Source organism: Pseudomonas sp. PSKL.D1, assembly GCF_028898945.1.
In the GTDB taxonomy this organism is placed as follows: Bacteria; Pseudomonadota; Gammaproteobacteria; order Pseudomonadales; family Pseudomonadaceae; genus Aquipseudomonas.
Map to the genome: position 1 here is coordinate 5,552,593 of NZ_CP118607.1, position 18,040 is coordinate 5,570,632.

Genomic DNA, 18,040 nt, shown 5'->3' on the forward strand with positions numbered 1-18,040 from the left:
GTCGGCTGCTTCGCGGATAAATCCGCTCCTACAGGGCCCCGGCTGACTGGATGAGCGCTTGTCGCCAACGGACGTCGCGGGGCAAGGCCAGGAAAAACGGGTTGAGCAGCGTCTCCCGTGCCGGGTAACTGAACGGCAAGCCATCCAGGCCGATCACCTCGCCTCCAGCACCTTCCACCACCCCTTGCGCTGCCGCCGTGTCCCACTGGGACGTCGGCGCCAAGCGCGGGTAACAGTCCGCATTGCCTTCAGCCAGCAGGCAAAACTTCAACGAACTGCCGATATTGGCCAGTTCCATTTCACCTACAGCAGCCCCTAGGCACGCCAGCAGCGCTTCCTGCTGCGGGCTGCTGTGGCGACGGCTGGCCACCACCGTGAATGGGGTGCCCGCAGGCGGAGCATTGCGCACAGTAATCGCCACTGCATCGGCGCCCGCTTCTGCGCGCCAAGCGCCCAGTTTTTGCCCACCAAAGTAGCAACGCCCATTGGTCGGCATCGAAACCACGCCAAACACCACTTCGCCATTCTCGATCAGCGCGATATTGACGGTGAACTCCTCGCTACCGGCAATAAACTCCTTGGTGCCATCCAGCGGGTCGACCAGCCACCAGCGCTGCCAGCCTTGTCGCTCGGCCAGCGGTATATTGCAATCTTCCTCGGAAAGGACCGGGATTTGAGGCGCCAGCGCCTGCAAGCCGTCTGCGATCACCCGGTGCGCAGCAAGGTCTGCAGCCGTCACTGGCGAGTCGTCCGCCTTGTTGGTGACCGCTACATCAGCGCGCCAGAACGGCAAGATCGCCTCACCGGCCAATTGGGCAAGTTTGACCACTTCATGCATCAATTGCAGGTCGTTCATACGTCCAGCAGCCCCCGTTGAGCCAGCAGGTCACGCGCCAGGTACAACGCCGCCAGCGCTCGACCTTCGGTGAACTGAGGATGCATGGCCAAGGCGGAAAGCTCGCGCAGGTTGACCTTGTCGACCCGCATCGGCTCAGGCTCGTCGCCTTCAAGGCGCTCCTCGTACAGATCAGTTGCCAGTACCACCTGAATTTTCTGGCTCATGTAGCCCGGCGACAGCGAAAGCTCGGTCAGGTGCTCCAGTTGGCGTGCGCCAAAACCGGCTTCCTCCTTGAGTTCCCGATCAGCTGCCGCCAGCACGTCTTCGCCCGGCTCGATCAGGCCTTTGGGCAGCGAAAGCTCATATTCATCGGTGCCGCCGCAGTATTCCTCGACAAGCACCGCGTGCTCCGCGTCGAGCATGGCCACGATCATTACCGCACCATACCCATTCCCCCGGCCCACCAATCGCTCATAGGTACGCTCGTTGCCATTGCTGAAGCGCAACTGCACAGCCTCCACCCGGAACAGGCGGCTGCTGGCGACGATCTCGCGGCTGAGTACGGTGGGTTTCTGGCGCATGGGGCGGCTCCTTGGCGTGAACGGGTTACTATACCGTGGCTTGCCGACTGAACGAGAATTTCCCATGCCTGTTCTTCCCTGGTCCGAAATCGATACCGTCCTGCTGGACATGGACGGCACCCTGCTCGACCTGCATTACGACAACCGCTTCTGGCTGGAGCACCTGCCCCAACGCTACGCCGAACTGCACGGGGTGAGCCGGGCCATGGCAGAGTTGGAGCTGCAGCCGCTGTTCGAGCAGCATGCCGGCACACTGAATTGGTACTGCCTGGACTTCTGGAGCCGCGAGCTGAAACTGCCGATTCGCGAACTCAAACGCGAAATTGCCCACCTGATTGCGTTGCGGCCCGACGCCGATACCTTCCTTGCCGCCATACGCCAGGCAGGCAAACGTGTGGTGATGATCACCAATGCGCATCGGGATTCGCTGTCGCTGAAGCTGGAGCGGGTGGAACTGGCGCCCTATTTCGAGCGCTTGATTACCTCCCATGATTACGGGTACCCGAAGGAAAGCCCGCAGTTCTGGGACGCGTTGCAAGCGGATATCGGCTTTGAGCCTGAACGCAGCCTGTTCATCGATGACACGCTGGCGATTCTGCGCAGTGCCCGCCATTTTGGCGTAGGGCATTTGCTGGCAGTACGCCAGCCGGATAGCCAGGCACAACCACGCGATACCCAAGAATTTGCTGCGGTCGAGGATTACCGGGCGTTGTTGGCTGGACTGTGAGGGAAATCAGCTCCTGTAGGAGCGGATTCATCCGCGAAGAGGCCAGCCCAGCCAATAAAGCCCTATCAGTCCGGAATCCGTAAAACCTGCCCCGGATAAATCTTGTCCGGGTGCGAAAGCATTGGTTTGTTGGCCTCAAAAATCTTGTTGTACTTGTTGGGGTCGCCGTACACCTTCTTCGAAATTGCACTGAGCGTGTCGCCCTTCTCCACGGTAACGAACCGCGCAGCCTGCGCCACCGGCCCGGTCACTGTGATCTGATCATCGACACTGGCCACACCATTGATATTGCCCGCCGCCAGAATGATCTTCTCCTTTTCCTCCTGGCTGGCCACCTCGCCCTTGAGGATGATCTTGTCACCCTCTACAGTGGCGGTGATGTTCGGGTTACCCAAGCCAACCTTGCTAACGTGCTGCTTCAGCTGCTCCTCGGCATTGGCATTGCCCGGAGTCAGCAGGTCGATCAACTTCTCGCCGGCTTCCTTCACGAAACTGAACAGGCTCATGACGCTCTCCTTGTTGACGAAACCTCGGAGCGGAAAGTCTAGGCCAGCTTTACCTTGCCCGCCCCTCTGCGACCAATCGACGCGGTCTATCAAGGCATAGACCCTAGCGATTAGACGCGGGCGGCGCACCGGCCTAGGCTGGTGCTATCAAAAAGCCGCCGGTAGCCCACACCGATGAACAGCAAGCCGCCGGTCTGCGCGGCCTCCTCACCCCTGGCCATGCCCGCCGCCAGTAACACCTACGACTACGCCCAGCTTGGCGACGGCGAACGTGCCTGCACGCCGCTGGCCGAAGAGGTCGCGCTGGCCATCGCCTACAACGGCCTGAACCAGGCGGTGATGCTGGTGAGCCCCACCGACCTTGAAGATTTTGCGGTCGGTTTCAGCGTTGGCAGTGGCATCGTGGAAGGCACCGACGAAATCTATGACCTCAAGCTTTCCGGTAGCGGTTCGGCGATGTACGCCGACCTGGAAATTTCCAGCCGCGCCTTCTGGAACCTGAAAAACCAGAGGCGCCAGCTGGCCGGCACCAGCGGCTGCGGCCTGTGCGGTGTGGAGGCGCTGGAACAGGCATTGCCTGAACTGGCCGAACTGCCCGGGGCACCATTGCCGCCTGCCCACTGGCTCGCCGGCCTGCGTGAACGCATCGATGCTTTTCAGCCGCTAGGCCAGCACTGCGGTGCGGTGCATGCGGCCCTGTTCATGAACAACAAAGGCGATTTACTGCTGGGCCGCGAAGATATCGGCCGCCACAACGCCCTGGACAAACTAATCGGCGCCCTGCTGCGCCAAGGCATCAGTACCGAAGGCGGGCTGGCCATCGTGACCAGCCGTTGCAGCCTTGAACTGATCCAGAAAGTGCTGCGCGCGGGCATCCAGACCCTGGTCAGCCTGTCGGCCCCCACCGGCCTCGCCCTGCAATGGGCACGCAAGCACAACCTCAACCTCATTCATCTCCCCAAACACAGTGCACCGCGGGTCTACAGCCCAGCGGCGGAGTCGTAACAGCCGTGACCTCGTACCAGAACCTCCCGGACAACGCCCCAGCCTCCACGCCTCGCTACAAGCCCTACCACGGCCCCGCTGGTGGCTGGGGGGCGCTGCGCAGCGTGGCCAAAGCCTGGGTTGGCAGCGACAACGCGCTGAAGAACATTCGCGCTTTGCTCAAGACCAACCAGAACGGCGGCTTCGACTGCCCCGGCTGCGCCTGGGGCGACTCGCCGGAAAGCGGTATGGTCAAGTTCTGCGAGAACGGCGCCAAAGCAGTGAACTGGGAGGCCACCAAGCGCCGCGTGGATGCTTCGTTCTTTGCCCGTTACAGCGTCAGTGCGCTGCTGCAGCAGAGCGACTACTGGCTTGAATACCAGGGCCGCCTGACTGAACCGATGGTTTACGACGCCGCCAGCGACCGCTACCAGCCCATTGCCTGGGATGCCGCGTTTGCACTCATCGCCAGCGAGCTGAATAAACTGGCCACGCCAGACCAGGCCGAGTTTTACACCTCGGGGCGCGCCAGCAACGAGGCGGCGTACCTGTACCAACTGTTCGTGCGGGCCTACGGCACCAACAACTTCCCCGATTGCTCGAACATGTGCCACGAGGCCAGCGGGGTGGCGCTTGGCCAAAGCGTCGGCGTTGGCAAGGGCACCGTCACCTTCGACGACTTCGAGCACGCCGACGCGATCTTCGTATGGGGCCAGAACCCGGGCACCAACCACCCGCGCATGCTCGACCCGCTGCGCGATGCAGTGAAACGAGGCGCTCAGGTGGTGTGCATCAACCCGCTCAAGGAGCGTGGCCTGGAACGCTTCCAGCACCCGCAAAACCCGCTGGAAATGCTCACCAACAGTGACCGCCCTACCAACACCGCTTTCTTCCGCCCTGCTTTGGGTGGCGACATGGCCATGCTGCGCGGCATGGCCAAGTTCGTGCTGCAATGGGAGCGGGAAGCTCAGGCCAATGGCGACCCGGCGGTTTTCGACCACGTGTTCATTGCCGAGCACGGCCATGGCGTAGACGAGTACCTGGCCGCAGTGGATGCAACGCCTTGGGAGCACATCGTGGCCCAATCCGGCCTCGACCTTGCCGACATTGAGCTGGCCGCGCGCATGTACTGCCGTGGCAAGCGGGTGATCATGTGCTGGGCGATGGGTATCACCCAGCATCGCCACTCGGTGCCGACCATCCAGGAAATCGTCAACCTGCAGATGCTGCGCGGCAACGTTGGCGTGCCAGGCGCCGGCCTGTGCCCGGTACGCGGGCATAGCAACGTGCAAGGTGACCGCACCATGGGCATCAACGAGCGCCCGCCCGTTGCCCTGCTCGATGCCATCGAAAAACGCTTCAACTTCCCGGTACCACGCCACAACGGCCACAACACGGTCGAGGCGATTCACGCCATGCTTGATGGTCGGGCCAAAGTCTTCATCGGCCTGGGCGGCAATTTCGCGCAGGCCACGCCGGACACCGAGCGCACCGCCCAAGCGTTGCGTAACTGCGAGCTGACCGTGCAGATCAGCACCAAGCTCAACCGCAGCCACCTGATTCATGGCAAGCAGGCGCTGATCTTGCCTTGCCTGGGCCGCACGGATATCGACCTGCAGAGCGACGGGCCGCAGGCTGTGACCGTGGAGGACTCGTTCAGCATGGTCCACGCCTCCAACGGCCAGCTCAAACCGTTATCGACCCAGATGCGCTCCGAACCTGCCGTGGTTGCCGGGATTGCTGCCGCTACGCTGGGCAAACGCCCGGTCGACTGGCACTGGCTGGTGGCCGACTATGGCCGCATTCGTGACTTGATTGCCGACACCATCGCCGGCTTCAGCGACTTTAACGAACGCCTGCGCAGCCCGGGTGGTTTCTACCTGGGCAACAGTGCAGGCAGCCGCCAATGGAAGACTGCTACAGGCAAGGCCAACTTCAAGGCAAACCTGCTGCCGGACACGCTGCTCGACGAACGCGTACGCGCCAGCGGCCAGTTGCCGGACCTGATCATGCAATCGATGCGCTCGCACGATCAGTACAACACCACCATTTATGGCCTGGACGACCGCTATCGTGGCGTACGCGGGCAACGTGACGTGCTGTTCGCCAACGAAGCCGACATCATCCGCCTGGGCTTCCAGCCGGGGCAGAAGGTCGACATCGTCTCGTTGTGGGGGGATGAACATGTGCGCCGTGTGCACGGCTTCACACTGCTGGCCTTCGACATCCCAGCTGGCCAGGCGGCGGCTTACTATCCGGAAGTAAACCCGCTGATTCCGTTGGAAAGCATTGGCCACGGCAGCCATACACCAACGTCGAAGTTCGTCGCCATCAAGCTGGAGAGAGCCAAAGACGACGGGCGAATCCTATAAATATCCGGCCGCAAGCGCGATGCGTACCCTGTAGGAGCGGCTTTAGCCGCGAAGCAAGCGACGCGGTGCCTGGCACCGGCTTTGCCGGTGTTCGCGGCTGAAGCCGCTCCTACAGAAGTAGCAGCCGGCCCATACAAAAAAGCCCTGTTCCGCGAGGTTCAGGGCTTTGTCATAAAAGGCTCAGACAAGCGAAAATCGATAAAGTTTCACAGCAAATACAGCAACTTAGAGAATTGTGTACAACTCGTGTTACTCGTCGGATTTTCGTTGCCAGCCGCCTCGCAGAGCCTCAAATTCGCCCTCGTCATCCCTATGAGGCTCTCTTGATGAAGAAGTACTCCTCGATTCTGTTGTTGTCTTTCAGCTTGCTCAGCGGCGTTGCCATGGCCGGTGGCAATACCGAGGCCGGCATTGGCGGCGCATTGGGTGGGGTACTCGGCTCCGTAGTGGGCAACTCCATCGGCGGTAGCACCGGCGGCGCCATTGGTGCCGGCCTGGGCGGCGCAGCCGGCGGTGCCCTGGGTGCCGACAAGCGCCAGCGTGGTGAGGCCGCCATCGGCGGTGCACTGGGCGCAGCGGGCGGTAACGTGGTTGGCCGCTCGGTAGGCGGTACCACCGGCAGCTACATTGGTGCAGCCGCAGGCGGCGGCGCCGGTGGCGCGCTCGGTAACTACCTGGGCAACAAAGCCGACGACGACGAGCGCCATGACGATCGCCGCTACCGTCGCGGCTACGACGACCGTCGCCACTACGACCGTGGCCACCACTACGGCCACCGCAAGCACAAGCGCCACTGGCGCGACTAGTACTCAAGGGTTCAGCCCGGGTAAAAAGAGCCCCGCCCTACCGGCGGGGCTTTTTCATGCCTGCGGATCGAGTTGCAGGCCCGACAGGATCACCTGCAACGGCTCCGGCAGGGGCACCGGCCGGCCACTCTCACGCTCTACAAACACCTGCACCACCACGCCTGCGGCACAGGCATCCGTCTCCCCTGGGCGATACAACGCCACGCGGTATTCCACTGTGCTGCCCGCCAGTCGCGTTACTCCCAGGCCCACTTCGAGCACATCCGGGAAGCCTGGCAGTGCGAAGAAATCCGCTGACGAACTGACCACGAACGCCGCCAGCTCGCCATCACGCAGGTCAAGTTCAGCTTGTTCTACCAGAAAGGCCTGGATAGCGGTTTCGAAAAAGCCGTGCACCGTGGCACCGGCGATGTGGCCGTTGTTGTCGTTGTCCTGAGGGCGGGTGAGAACGGGGTGGAAGTGGGAGAAGGCAGTGCGGTTGAGAGGTTCATTCATCGGACTGACTCGTTTTTCGCAAGGGATGCTACCAGTGAAACAGAATTTCCGGTTTTGTACTGCCTGAACCTGCCTCATCGCGGATGAAACCGCTCCTACAGGATCGCGTGATGTCTCCGCGATGGGCACAACTCAAAACCATCAGGTACAAAAAAGCCGCCCTCTCAGGCGGCTTTCTCGTTACGACCGGCTCAGCTTACAGCTGTGGGCCAGCAGCCTTGATGGCGTCGGACACGTCGAACTTTTTGAAGTTCTCGGTGAACAGCTTGGCCAGGCCTTTGGCAGCTTCGTCGTAGGCAGCTTGGTCAGCCCAGGTGTTGCGCGGGTTGAGCAGCTCGGTTTCGACGCCCGGCACGGCCTTTGGCACGTCCAGGTTGATGATGTCCAGGTGCTCGGTTTCGGCACCGATCAGCGCGCCGCTCTGGATGGCAGAGATCACGCCACGGGTGGTCGGGATGCTGAAGCGCTTGCCAACGCCGTAGCCACCGCCAGTCCAGCCGGTGTTGACCAGGTAAACCTTGGAGCCGAAAGCGTTGATGCGCTTGATCAGCAGCTCGGCGTACTCGCCAGCCGGACGCGGGAAGAACGGTGCGCCGAAGCAGGTGGAGAAGGTGGACTTGATGCCGCCGCCCGAACCCATTTCGGTGGAGCCGACCAGCGCGGTGTAGCCGGACAGGAAGTGGTAAGCCGCCTGCTCGTTGTTCAGGATCGAAACCGGAGGCAGAACGCCAGTCAGGTCGCAAGTCAGGAAGATCACAGCGTTAGGCTCGCCGCCCAGGTTCGCTTCGGAACGCTTGGCAACGTGCTCCAGCGGGTAGGCTGCGCGGCTGTTCTGGGTCAGGCTGACATCGGCGTAGTCGGCGTGCTTGTTGGCGTCGAGAACGACGTTTTCCAGCACGGCGCCGTGCTTGATGGCTTTCCAGATGACCGGCTCGTTCTTCTCGGACAAGTCGATGCACTTGGCGTAGCAGCCGCCTTCCATGTTGAAGACAACGCCTTCGCCCCAACCGTGCTCGTCGTCACCGATCAGGTAACGGCTTTCGTCGGCCGACAGGGTGGTCTTGCCGGTGCCGGACAGGCCGAAGAACAGGGTTACGTCACCCTCTTCGCCGATGTTGGCAGCGCAGTGCATCGGCAGCACGTCGGCGGCCGGCAGCAGGAAGTTCTGCACCGAGAACATGGCCTTCTTCATTTCACCGGCGTAACGCATGCCAGCGATCAGCACTTTCTTCTGGGCGAAGTTGATGATCACGCAACCGTCGGAGTTGGTGCCGTCACGCTCAGGCTCGCACACGAAGTTGGCAACGTTCAGGATCTGCCACTGGTCGCGGCCAGCCGGGTTGAACTGCTCGGGGTTGATGAACAGGCAACGGCCAAACAGGTTCTGCCAGGCGGTCTGGGTAGTCATCTTGACCGGCAGGTAGTGCTCGGCGGCAGCGCCTACGTGAACGTAGGAAACGAAGTGATCCTGGGCGTTGTTGAACGCCTCGACGCGAGCCCACAGGGCATCGAACTTGTCGGCCGGGAACTTGCGGTTGATCGGGCCCCAGGCGATGGCGTCCTGGGTGGAAGGTTCTTCGACGATGAAACGGTCAGCCGGCGAACGGCCAGTACGGTGGCCAGTCTCGACTACCAGTGCGCCAGTATCGGCCAGCACGCCTTCACCGCGTTGCAGCGCTTCTTCAACCAGCTTATCGACGCTCAGGTCGGTGTACACGGTGTTGTTGGCTTGCGTCATGAGATACCCCATCCGGCCCGAGGCCGAGTGCTCCAAACGTTTTGTAGTTGTCTTGGAAAAACTACTACAGCGAAAAAAGTGGCCGGATTATGCCAGAAACGCCCAAAAAAAGTAGGCCCCTCCTGTCGTAACCGCGCTTTTGCGCAATTCGACAGGAGATTCCCCTGAAATTAAACGTTTCAGTGGCGAGTTTCTGAGGCCGCGTCAGTGCCACCACCGGCAAACAGTTGTGCAACATCGCTGGCATCAAAGAAATACCGCTCATTGCAGAACTGGCAATCGATCTCTACCTTGCCGCCGCATTCGTCTACCAGCTGCTTGGCATCGTGCTCGCCCAAACTGACCAGCGCATTGCCGGAACGTTCGCGCGAGCAGCTGCATTTGAAGCGCAGTGGCTGGATATCGAACAGGCGCACAGCGTCTTCATGGTAGAGGCGGTGCAGCAGGGTTTCGTTGCCTTCAGCCCACTCTTCGGTTTTCAGCGTGCTGGCCAGGGCGACTACGTGCTGCCAGCTTTCTTCACGCTCTTCATCGTCGGGCTGACGGTCACGCGGCAACTGTTGCAACAGCAAACCACGGGCCTTGCCGCCCTGGGCATTGAGCCAGAAACGGGTGTTGAGCTGCTGCGACTGCACGAAGTAGTTGGTGAAACATTCCGACAGGTTGGCACCGTTGAGGTCAACGGTACCCTGATAGCGCTGGCCCTTGACCGGGTCAATGGTAAGGGTCAGGTGGCCGCCCGGCATCAATTGCTCAAGGGAGGCGTCGGCCGGGATCTGGTCTGCTTCGTAGCGGGCCATGCCGCGGATTTCACGGTCGCCCGAACACTCCACCATCAGCAGCGGGATCGGCCCCTCGGAACGCGCCTGCAGAATCAGCAGGCCATCGAACTTCAGCGCGCCTACCAGCAAGGAGGTTGCGGCCATCAGCTCACCGAGCAGTGTGGCGATCGGCTGCGGGTAGGGATGACGGGCCAGCACCTCGGCGTAGCTGTCGTCGAGAGACACCCACTCGCCGCGCACATCGCGCTCGTCGAAGATGAAACGTTGGGTGAAATCTGTATCTGGCAAGTCGCTCATGGTTGTCTGGCTATCTGAAAATGATGACAAAATAATTACCGGGGTTTGAAAGCCCCGTCGCAGAGCGCCCGCGAGGCGCCCATTCATTGCTGTAGATCGAGGTATTTTATGGACAATCGACCACTGTTCCAAGCAAGGTGGTCCTGGGGCCCATTGGCAGCCTGCACGCTGCTGCCCGTTGCCTTACTGTGTTTCTGGTTATGGCCTTTTGGCCAGATCCTGTGCCTGACTTTCGACGAATGGCTGTTTCACAGCCTGAATGCACCGTTGGCTTACAACACCACCTGGCGTTACATCTGGACCGTCGGCAGCCTGCGCCCATTTGACATCGTGGTGGGCCTGATCCTGCTGGCCGTGCTCATTCGCGGCGATTTCGTGTTCAAGGCAAGCCAGGTTCGCCAGGCTTTTTTCGGCTTTTTGGTCACGCTGATCCTATTAGTGGTGATTCGAGCGCTGTTTTCCAAGTGGGTCGATGCAATGGGTTGGCAGCACGACAGCCCGTCGATGGTGTTCGACAACGTAGTGCACCTTAGCGATTACTACCCACACCTGGAAAAAGCCTGGGAGCTGAAAGACCGGTCCAGCAACAGTTTCCCGGGGGATCACGCTTCGGTGTTGCTGATCTGGGCGTTGTTCATGAACCTGTTCAGCCGGGGGCTGGTGCAGCGTCTCGTTATCTGGGGCTTGGCGTTTCTGTTCATGATGCCGCGGCTGGTAGCGGGCGCGCATTGGGGGCAAGACGACTACATCGGCGGGTTGCTGATGGCGGTGTTGGCGCTGGGGTGGAGTTGCCATACCCCGCTGGTTGCCAAGGGCAGTGCGCTGTTACTGCGGTGGACAGCGCCGCTGTTCGCGATTGCGAGGAAGGTGCCGTTGATCAGGCACATGACGATAATCCGTTAGTCGTCTGGGGCTGCGTTGCAGCCCCAATCATTCAAAGCTCCCATGCAACTGGTGAATCTGCCGCCGCTGCTTCTTGTTCGGTCGCCCATCGGTGGTCACCCCCATCGCCCCTGCCTTGCGCAACTCTGCCGCCTGCTCCCGGCGCCGCAAGCTGTCTTCGGTTTCCGCATACAGTAGCTGCGCCTCGGGAGCGCCCCGGCGCACCACTGACAGCGCCTTGACCACGACCGTACGTTCATCAAAACCCGTGCGCAGTACAAACTCGTCACCCACCCGCGGCTCCTTGCCGGGCTTGCAGCGTTCACCACGGCAATGCACCTTGCCACTCTCGATAGCTGCCTTGGCCAGCGCCCGCGTCTTGTAAAAACGCGCAGCCCACAGCCATTTGTCCAGGCGAACTTTGTCGTCCTCTTCTGATTTTTGTGCCATCCCGTTACCTCGAACTCTGTCTTTCATCGAACTGTACTACCGTAACTGACGGATGCAAAAAGTCCCCGTCATGCTTACAGTTCACCACCTCATTCGTAGGGTGCGCTTAGTGAAGACATTTGACCATCTGACTGTGATCGGCCTGCGTGAATGGGTCGCGCTGCCGGACCTCGGTGTGGCAGGCCTGCGGGCCAAAATCGACACCGGCGCCAGCACGTCCAGCCTGCATGCCACCGAGGTGGAACCGTTCGAGCGCGACGGCCAGCCCTGGGTGCGTTTCACGGCTCACCTGGGGTCGGTCGTACAGTTACGCCATCGCCGCTGCGAAGCGCCGCTGGTGACCATGAAAACCATCAAGAGCTCCAACGGCCACGCCCAAACCCGTTATGTCATCCGCACCTCACTGGCCTTGGGCGATGGCGTGTGGGAGGTCGAGTTCACCCTGGCCTGCCGCAAGAACATGCGCTACCGGCTGCTGCTCGGCTCCAAGGCACTCATTCAGGGCCAGTTGGTGGTCAACCCTGGCCTCAAGTACGTTCAAGACAAACCGGCCTACCCGGCTACCCTTTCTCCTGTCACAGGTGCTGCATGAAGATCGCTGTGCTGTCGCGCAATCCGCGTCTGTATTCCACCCGCCGCCTGGTCGAAGCCGGGACCCAGCGCGGCCACGAAATGGTGGTGATCGATACCCTGCGGGCGTACATGAACATTGCCAGCCACAAGCCGCAGATCCATTACCGTGGCAAACCGCTGGAAGGCTTCGATGCGGTAATCCCGCGTATCGGTGCATCGGTGACGTTTTATGGCTGCGCCGTATTACGCCAGTTCGAGATGATGGGCGTTTACCCGCTCAACGAATCCGTGGCCATTGCCCGCTCACGCGACAAACTGCGCTCGTTACAGTTGCTGTCCCGGCGTGGCATCGGCCTGCCGATTACCGGTTTCGCCCACTCGCCGGATGATATTCCCGACCTGATCCAGATGGTCAACGGCGCACCGCTGGTCATCAAGGTGCTCGAAGGCACCCAGGGCATTGGTGTGGTGCTGTGCGAAACCACCAAGGCCGCCGAATCGGTGATCGAGGCGTTCATGGGCCTGAAGCAGAACATCATGGTTCAGGAGTACATCAAGGAGGCGGGTGGCGCGGATATCCGCTGCTTCGTGGTAGGCGACAAGGTGATTGCCTCGATGAAGCGCCAGGCCAAACCGGGCGAATTCCGTTCAAACCTGCACCGTGGCGGAGTGGCCAGCCTGATCAAGATCACGCCCGAAGAGCGCATGACGGCCATTCGAGCGGCCAAAGTGATGGGCCTGAGCGTGGCGGGTGTGGATATTTTGCGTTCAAACCATGGGCCATTGGTGATGGAGGTGAACTCATCGCCGGGGCTGGAGGGTATCGAGGTGACCACCGGCAAGAACGTTGCCGGGATGATCATCGAGCATCTGGAGAAGAACGGCGGGCCGAATCAGACGCGGACCAAAGGCAAAGGGTAATGGTCGCTGGCCGGCCTCACCGCCCGTAGGAGCGGCTTTAGCCGCGATGAGGCCGGCACAGATCACACCGCATTACGCGGCAACAACAACCCCAAAGGCAACCTCACCCGCGCCTCGATCCCCCCCCCGGATCGATTGCGCAACTCCACATTCCCGCCATGCTGCGCCGCAATCCGCTTGACGATCGCCAACCCCAACCCGGTGCCCTTGCCACCACGGGCCCGGTCACCACGTATGAACGGGTTGAAAATGGTCTCAAGCTCCGATTCGTCAATGCCCGTACCCCGGTCCAGCACACTGAGCACCACATAAGGCGCACTCTCGTCACCTGACACGTAGGCCGCTACTTCCACACCCTTGCCAGCGTGATGCAGAGCGTTGCCAATCAGGTTGCCCAACATGCGCTTGAGCGAAACACGCCGCAGCGGGAACGGCGGAATCGGCTCCAGGCACAGCCGCACGCGCTCTTCAGGCTGGTTGTAGGGCGCCACCACCTCGCGCACGAGGTCGGCCAGATCCACTTCTTCAATGGGCTCATCGCGCCCATCACGGATGAAGGCCAGAAACTGGTCGAGGATCGCGTCCATGTCCTCGATATCCCGCACCATGTCATCACTGAGTTCGCTGTCGCTATTCAGCAACGACAGGGACAAACGCAACCGTGTCAGCGGCGTGCGCAGGTCATGGGAAACCCCTGCCAGCATCAGCTCGCGCTCCTGCCCAGCCTTTTCCACGTCCTCGGCCATCTGGTTGAAAGCGCGGTACACCTCGGTCATCTCGCTGGGTGTGTCGCTGATCGGCAAACGCACGCTGCGCCCTTGGCCAAGTTGGCGGGCGGCGAACACCAGGCGCTTGAGCGGCTGGTTGAGTTGGCGCACGAAAATCCAGGCCGATGCGGTGGACAACAGGCCGATGGCCAGGAACCACCCCAGCACGTTCCAGATCTTTTGCCCGCGCAACGGGTGCGGATAGAGCGGCACCTTCAGCCAGCCAGGGCCCAGGCTCGGTGCATTGACCCACAAGGCGGGCGGCGCGTGGATACGCAGCCGGACTTCGGTGTCGTCACCCAATTCGGCCTGCATCTGGCGCTGATAAATTTCACTGTAGGGCCAATGCTGCTCGCCTTCGGGCACGCCCGAGCCGGTCACGCGGATAAGCCCGGCGGCCTCGGCGATTTTTTCGCGGTTGTCTTCATCTGCCGCCCAGTAAGCCCGCAAGGTCAGCGCCACGCCGTGACTGTACTGGCGGTCAACCAGTACATCTTCGTTCATCAGCAGGTAAACCAGCGTCAGCGCCTTGGAAAACAGGACGACGATCAGCACCAACCACAGCGTGCGGGCAAAGAAGCTTTGCGGGAACCAGAGCGGTGTTTTCATTAATGTTTGAACATCACTTGCCAGCGTTGCCGTCTGGTACGAACACGTAGCCCACGCCCCAAACCGTCTGGATATAGCGTGGTTTGGACGGGTCCGGCTCGATCATGCGGCGCAGGCGCGAAATCTGCACGTCGATAGAGCGTTCCAGAGCGTCCCACTCGCGACCACGGGCCAGGTTCATCAGCTTGTCGCGGGTCAGCGGTTCGCGGGCATGCATCACCAGGGCCTTGAGCACGGCGAACTCGCCGGTGGTCAGCATGTGCACTTCATCGCCACGCTTGAGCTCACGGGTAGCCAGCGACAACTCGTAATCGCCAAATGTGACCGACTCGTCCTCGCTGCCCGGCGCACCCGGCACGGTTGGCGACTGTCGGCGCAGCACGGCCTTCACCCGCGCCATCAGCTCGTCCGGGTTGAACGGCTTGCCCAGGTAATCGTCGGCGCCCAGCTCCAGCCCCTTGATACGGCTGAGCTCATCACCCTTGGCGGTCAGCATGATGATCGGGATCTGGTTGCTGGACTGACGCAGACGCTTGCACGCGGTCAGGCCGTCTTCGCCAGGCAGCATCAGGTCGAGCACCACCAGGTTGAACACCTCGCGTTGCAGCAGGCGGTCCATCTGTTCGGTATTGGGCACCGCGCGGGCGCGGTAGCCCTTGCTGGTGAAGAAACGTTCCAGCAGGCTGCTCAGCCCCGGGTCGTCATCGACGATGAGAATCTTTTCACCTTCTGCGGTGTTTGCGGTGCCAGTCATGAATAACTCCTCTGATTTCGCCGCGCATTATGGCGTAGCCATAGCTGCACGTGCCGTGAGCATTGTTAGCAGATTTTTCCCCCGGCGCCACTTCCTTGCCTCGGGCAAGCGGCCTAGGGCCATCACCGCAAGCTGTTTTCGATGGGTATAATGCGCGGCTTTCAATCCTTGTCAGGTGGTTTACATGGACAGCATCAACAGCCGTATCGCCGAGGAACTGGGCGTTCGCCCGCAGCAGGTCGAGGCGGCCGTAGGCCTGTTGGACGAAGGCTCGACCGTGCCCTTCATCGCCCGGTACCGCAAGGAAGTGACCGGCAGCCTGGACGATACCCAACTGCGCCACCTGGAAGAGCGCCTGCGCTACCTGCGCGAACTCGACGACCGCCGCGCCAGCATCCTGGCCAGCATCGAGGAACAGGGCAAGCTGACCCCTGAACTGGCCCGCGAAATCAAGCTGGCCGACACCAAGACCCGCCTCGAAGACTTGTACCTGCCGTACAAGCAAAAACGTCGCACCAAGGGCCAGATTGCCCTGGAGGCTGGCCTGGGCGAGCTGGCCGATGGCCTGTTCAACGACCCGCAACTGGCGCCGGAAAGCGAAGCTGCGCGCTTCGTTGATGCTGAAAAAGGCGTGGCCGACGTAAAAGCAGCCCTGGAAGGCGCCAAGTACATCCTCATGGAGCGTTTCGCCGAGGATGCTGCCCTGCTCGATAAGCTGCGCAACTTCCTCAAGCAGGAATCGGTACTGAGCGCCCGCGTGGTCGCTGGCAAGGAAGAAGAAGGCGCCAAGTTCCGCGACTACTTCGAACATGACGAATTGCTGCGCAATGCCCCGTCGCACCGGGCTCTGGCCATTTTCCGCGGCCGTAACGAAGGCGTGCTGAGCGCTTCGCTCAAAGTTGGCGAGGAGCTGCCGGGCACCCTGCACCCTTGCGAACTGATGATCGGCACCCACGTCGGCGTCGAAAACCGCAACCGCCCTGCCGACAAATGGCTGGGCGAGGTGGTGCGCTGGACCTGGAAGGTCAAGCTCTACACCCACCTGGAAACCGACCTGTTCGGCGAACTGCGTGACAACGCCGAAGGCGAGGCCATCAACGTGTTCGCCCACAACCTGCACGACCTGCTGCTGGCCGCCCCGGCCGGCCCGCGCGCCACCCTGGGCTTCGACCCGGGCCTGCGCACCGGTTGCAAAATCGCCGTGGTCGACGCCACCGGCAAGCTGCTGGACCACACCACGGTCTACCCGCATGCGCCGAAAAACGACTGGGACCGCACCATTTCCATCATGGCGGCCCTGTGCGCCAAGCACTCTGTCGAGCTGATCGCCATCGGCAACGGCACTGCCAGCCGCGAAAGCGACAAGCTGGTGGCAGAGCTGGTCAAAAAATACCCGGCACTGAAAATCACCAAAATCATGGTCTCTGAAGCCGGCGCATCGGTGTACTCGGCATCGGAGCTGGCCGCCCGTGAATTCCCGGACCTGGACGTGTCGATCCGTGGCGCGGTATCCATCGCCCGCCGCCTGCAAGACCCGCTGGCCGAACTGGTGAAGATCGACCCGAAGTCCATTGGCGTCGGCCAGTACCAGCACGACGTTTCCCAAGTGAAACTGGCCCGTGGCCTGGACGCAGTGGTCGAGGACTGCGTGAACGCCGTGGGCGTGGACGTCAACACGGCCTCGGTGGCCTTGCTGACTCGCATTTCCGGCCTGAACGCAACCTTGGCGCAGAACATCGTCGCCCACCGCGACGCCAACGGCCCGTTCGCCACCCGTGCGGCGCTGAAAAAAGTCAGCCGCCTGGGTGAAAAAACCTTCGAGCAAGCGGCTGGCTTCCTACGCGTGATGAACGGCGACAACCCGCTGGACGCCTCTGCGGTGCACCCCGAAGCTTACCCGCTGGTACAACGCATCGCCGCCGATACCAGCCGCGACATCCGCTCGCTGATTGGCGACAGCGGCTTCCTCAAGCGCCTGGACCCGAAGCAGTTCACCGACGAAACCTTCGGCCTGCCGACCGTCACCGACATCCTTCAGGAGCTGGACAAGCCCGGCCGTGACCCGCGCCCCGAGTTCAAAACCGCCACCTTCCAGGACGGCGTTGAGGACCTCAAGGATCTCGAGCCCGGCATGATCCTCGAAGGTGTGGTCACCAACGTCACCAACTTCGGTGCGTTCGTCGATATCGGCGTGCACCAGGATGGCTTGGTGCACATCTCGGCCCTGTCGGAAAAGTTCATCAAAGACCCGCGCGAAGCGGTCAAGGCCGGCGACGTGGTCAAGGTGAAGGTCATGGAAGTGGACATCCCGCGCAAGCGCGTCGGCCTGTCCATGCGCATGAGCGATACCCCGGGCGAGAAAGTCGAAGGCAACCGCGGTGGCAACCGTGGCAACGGCGGCAACCGTCAGCAACAGGCACCGCGCCAGCGTGAAACTGCTACCGCCGCCCCGGCCAACAACGCCATGGCCGCGCTGTTCGCCAACGCCAAGCAACTGAAGAAAAAATGATGGACGTGCCGAAGGAGTTTGTCGAAAGCGCCTTCAGCCAGCTCCTGGGCTGCCGCCTGCAACGCCTGGACACGGGTGTTGCCGAGGTAGCCCTGGCGCTGGAGCCGCACTTGCGCAACCGTGGCCAGAAGCTGCACGGCGGGGCGATTTTCAGCCTGGTGGACATCGCCATGGGCCTGGCCTGCTCGGCCAGCCATGGCTTTGACCAGCAAAGCGTCACCATAGAGTGCAAAATCAACTACATGCGCGCCGTCAGTGACGGTGAAGTGCTGTGCACGGCACGTGTTCTGCACGCCGGGCGCCGCACGCTGGTGGTCGACGCCGACGTAGTTCAAGGCGACAAGTTGGTGGCGAAAGCGCAAGGAACCTTCGCGGTTCTCTAGCTCACCAAGGGGTATCTGCGGTATTTTCCGGCGGTGCGCAGGCACTGCCGGAACCGCGTAAACCAG

At 61.6% G+C, this 18,040-nt stretch carries 18 protein-coding genes; 9 read left to right on the forward strand and 9 right to left on the reverse strand.

Annotated elements, in window-relative coordinates; genetic code table 11:
• Positions 1–28: 28 nt before the first annotated feature.
• Together cysQ and nudE are read right to left on the reverse strand one after the other, a co-directional pair.
• Complete coding sequence (cysQ, locus tag PVV54_RS24935) at positions 29–856, reverse strand: 3'(2'),5'-bisphosphate nucleotidase CysQ (RefSeq protein WP_274907741.1); 828 nt, start codon at positions 854–856, stop codon at positions 29–31.
• On the reverse strand, positions 853–1,419 hold the full coding sequence (nudE, locus tag PVV54_RS24940) for an ADP compounds hydrolase NudE (RefSeq protein ID WP_274907742.1): 567 nt from the start codon (positions 1,417–1,419) through the stop codon (positions 853–855). The genes cysQ and nudE overlap by 4 nt, the downstream gene beginning before the upstream one ends.
• Positions 1,420–1,483: 64 nt before the next feature.
• Between nudE and yrfG the strand changes: the two genes are divergently transcribed.
• Positions 1,484–2,146, forward strand: coding sequence for a GMP/IMP nucleotidase (yrfG, locus tag PVV54_RS24945; RefSeq protein ID WP_274907743.1), 663 nt, complete (start codon positions 1,484–1,486; stop codon positions 2,144–2,146).
• A 65-nt stretch (positions 2,147–2,211) separates the two neighbouring features.
• On the opposite strand, the gene lysM is transcribed toward yrfG, so the two are convergent.
• Positions 2,212–2,652, reverse strand: a complete 441-nt coding sequence (gene lysM, locus PVV54_RS24950) for a peptidoglycan-binding protein LysM (RefSeq protein ID WP_274907744.1) — start codon at positions 2,650–2,652, stop codon at positions 2,212–2,214.
• Between the two features lie 174 nt (positions 2,653–2,826).
• On the opposite strand from lysM, the gene fdhD reads away from it, so the two are divergent.
• From fdhD to PVV54_RS24965, 3 genes are all read left to right on the forward strand, one after another.
• Entirely contained in the window at positions 2,827–3,657 is an 831-nt protein-coding gene (fdhD, locus tag PVV54_RS24955; RefSeq protein ID WP_274907745.1) for a formate dehydrogenase accessory sulfurtransferase FdhD, read from the forward strand.
• 5 nt (positions 3,658–3,662) lie between these two features.
• A complete protein-coding gene (locus PVV54_RS24960; protein ID WP_274907746.1) occupies positions 3,663–6,008 on the forward strand; it encodes an FdhF/YdeP family oxidoreductase in 2,346 nt (781 codons plus the stop codon).
• A gap of 326 nt (positions 6,009–6,334) precedes the next feature.
• Positions 6,335–6,814, forward strand: a complete 480-nt coding sequence (locus PVV54_RS24965) for a glycine zipper domain-containing protein (protein ID WP_274907747.1) — start codon at positions 6,335–6,337, stop codon at positions 6,812–6,814.
• Between the two features lie 54 nt (positions 6,815–6,868).
• Here PVV54_RS24965 and PVV54_RS24970 read toward each other — a convergent pair whose 3' ends face one another.
• The 3 genes from PVV54_RS24970 to hslO all read right to left on the reverse strand — a co-directional run bounded on the left by PVV54_RS24970 (position 6,869) and on the right by hslO (position 10,126).
• On the reverse strand, positions 6,869–7,309 hold the full coding sequence (locus PVV54_RS24970) for an acyl-CoA thioesterase (protein WP_274907748.1): 441 nt from the start codon (positions 7,307–7,309) through the stop codon (positions 6,869–6,871).
• Between the two features lie 196 nt (positions 7,310–7,505).
• Entirely contained in the window at positions 7,506–9,047 is a 1,542-nt protein-coding gene (locus tag PVV54_RS24975; protein ID WP_274907749.1) for a phosphoenolpyruvate carboxykinase, read from the reverse strand.
• A gap of 179 nt (positions 9,048–9,226) precedes the next feature.
• Positions 9,227–10,126, reverse strand: coding sequence for an Hsp33 family molecular chaperone HslO (gene hslO, locus PVV54_RS24980; protein WP_274907750.1), 900 nt, complete (start codon positions 10,124–10,126; stop codon positions 9,227–9,229).
• A gap of 108 nt (positions 10,127–10,234) precedes the next feature.
• Between hslO and PVV54_RS24985 the strand changes: the two genes are divergently transcribed.
• Complete coding sequence (locus PVV54_RS24985; RefSeq protein ID WP_274907751.1) at positions 10,235–11,029, forward strand: phosphatase PAP2 family protein; 795 nt, start codon at positions 10,235–10,237, stop codon at positions 11,027–11,029.
• Between the two features lie 27 nt (positions 11,030–11,056).
• Here the strand turns inward: PVV54_RS24985 and PVV54_RS24990 are convergent, their stop codons facing one another.
• Complete coding sequence (locus tag PVV54_RS24990; RefSeq protein WP_274907752.1) at positions 11,057–11,458, reverse strand: RNA-binding S4 domain-containing protein; 402 nt, start codon at positions 11,456–11,458, stop codon at positions 11,057–11,059.
• Positions 11,459–11,567: 109 nt separating this feature from the next.
• Between PVV54_RS24990 and rimB the strand changes: the two genes are divergently transcribed.
• Together rimB and rimK are read left to right on the forward strand one after the other, a co-directional pair.
• Positions 11,568–12,050, forward strand: a complete 483-nt coding sequence (gene rimB / locus PVV54_RS24995; protein WP_274907753.1) for a retropepsin-like aspartic endopeptidase RimB — start codon at positions 11,568–11,570, stop codon at positions 12,048–12,050.
• Positions 12,047–12,952, forward strand: a complete 906-nt coding sequence (gene rimK / locus PVV54_RS25000; RefSeq protein ID WP_015268602.1) for a 30S ribosomal protein S6--L-glutamate ligase — start codon at positions 12,047–12,049, stop codon at positions 12,950–12,952. The genes rimB and rimK overlap by 4 nt, the downstream gene beginning before the upstream one ends.
• A gap of 62 nt (positions 12,953–13,014) precedes the next feature.
• Here the strand turns inward: rimK and PVV54_RS25005 are convergent, their stop codons facing one another.
• Together PVV54_RS25005 and ompR are read right to left on the reverse strand one after the other, a co-directional pair.
• Positions 13,015–14,328, reverse strand: coding sequence for an ATP-binding protein (locus PVV54_RS25005; protein WP_274907754.1), 1,314 nt, complete (start codon positions 14,326–14,328; stop codon positions 13,015–13,017).
• A gap of 13 nt (positions 14,329–14,341) precedes the next feature.
• A complete protein-coding gene (gene ompR, locus PVV54_RS25010; RefSeq protein ID WP_274907755.1) occupies positions 14,342–15,082 on the reverse strand; it encodes an osmolarity response regulator transcription factor OmpR in 741 nt (246 codons plus the stop codon).
• A 184-nt stretch (positions 15,083–15,266) separates the two neighbouring features.
• Here ompR and PVV54_RS25015 point away from each other — a divergent pair, with 184 nt between their 5' ends.
• Positions 15,267–17,591, forward strand: a complete 2,325-nt coding sequence (locus tag PVV54_RS25015; RefSeq protein WP_274907756.1) for a Tex family protein — start codon at positions 15,267–15,269, stop codon at positions 17,589–17,591.
• Complete coding sequence (locus PVV54_RS25020; RefSeq protein WP_274910496.1) at positions 17,591–17,974, forward strand: PaaI family thioesterase; 384 nt, start codon at positions 17,591–17,593, stop codon at positions 17,972–17,974. The genes PVV54_RS25015 and PVV54_RS25020 overlap by 1 nt, the downstream gene beginning before the upstream one ends.
• Positions 17,975–18,040: the final 66 nt, after the last annotated feature.

Bases quoted from the DNA above. Each gene is read 5' to 3' on its own strand.
- cysQ (WP_274907741.1), bottom strand. From the start codon at position 856: ATGAACGACCTGCAATTGATGCATGAAGTGGTCAAACTTGCCCAATTG.
- nudE (WP_274907742.1), bottom strand. From the start codon at position 1,419: ATGCGCCAGAAACCCACCGTACTCAGCCGCGAGATCGTCGCCAGCAGC.
- yrfG (WP_274907743.1), top strand. From the start codon at position 1,484: ATGCCTGTTCTTCCCTGGTCCGAAATCGATACCGTCCTGCTGGACATG.
- lysM (WP_274907744.1), bottom strand. From the start codon at position 2,652: ATGAGCCTGTTCAGTTTCGTGAAGGAAGCCGGCGAGAAGTTGATCGAC.
- fdhD (WP_274907745.1), top strand. From the start codon at position 2,827: ATGAACAGCAAGCCGCCGGTCTGCGCGGCCTCCTCACCCCTGGCCATG.
- PVV54_RS24965 (WP_274907747.1), top strand. From the start codon at position 6,335: ATGAAGAAGTACTCCTCGATTCTGTTGTTGTCTTTCAGCTTGCTCAGC.
- PVV54_RS24970 (WP_274907748.1), bottom strand. From the start codon at position 7,309: ATGAATGAACCTCTCAACCGCACTGCCTTCTCCCACTTCCACCCCGTT.
- PVV54_RS24975 (WP_274907749.1), bottom strand. From the start codon at position 9,047: ATGACGCAAGCCAACAACACCGTGTACACCGACCTGAGCGTCGATAAG.
- hslO (WP_274907750.1), bottom strand. From the start codon at position 10,126: ATGAGCGACTTGCCAGATACAGATTTCACCCAACGTTTCATCTTCGAC.
- PVV54_RS24985 (WP_274907751.1), top strand. From the start codon at position 10,235: ATGGACAATCGACCACTGTTCCAAGCAAGGTGGTCCTGGGGCCCATTG.
- PVV54_RS24990 (WP_274907752.1), bottom strand. From the start codon at position 11,458: ATGGCACAAAAATCAGAAGAGGACGACAAAGTTCGCCTGGACAAATGG.
- rimK (WP_015268602.1), top strand. From the start codon at position 12,047: ATGAAGATCGCTGTGCTGTCGCGCAATCCGCGTCTGTATTCCACCCGC.
- PVV54_RS25005 (WP_274907754.1), bottom strand. From the start codon at position 14,328: ATGAAAACACCGCTCTGGTTCCCGCAAAGCTTCTTTGCCCGCACGCTG.
- ompR (WP_274907755.1), bottom strand. From the start codon at position 15,082: ATGACTGGCACCGCAAACACCGCAGAAGGTGAAAAGATTCTCATCGTC.
- PVV54_RS25015 (WP_274907756.1), top strand. From the start codon at position 15,267: ATGGACAGCATCAACAGCCGTATCGCCGAGGAACTGGGCGTTCGCCCG.
- PVV54_RS25020 (WP_274910496.1), top strand. From the start codon at position 17,591: ATGGACGTGCCGAAGGAGTTTGTCGAAAGCGCCTTCAGCCAGCTCCTG.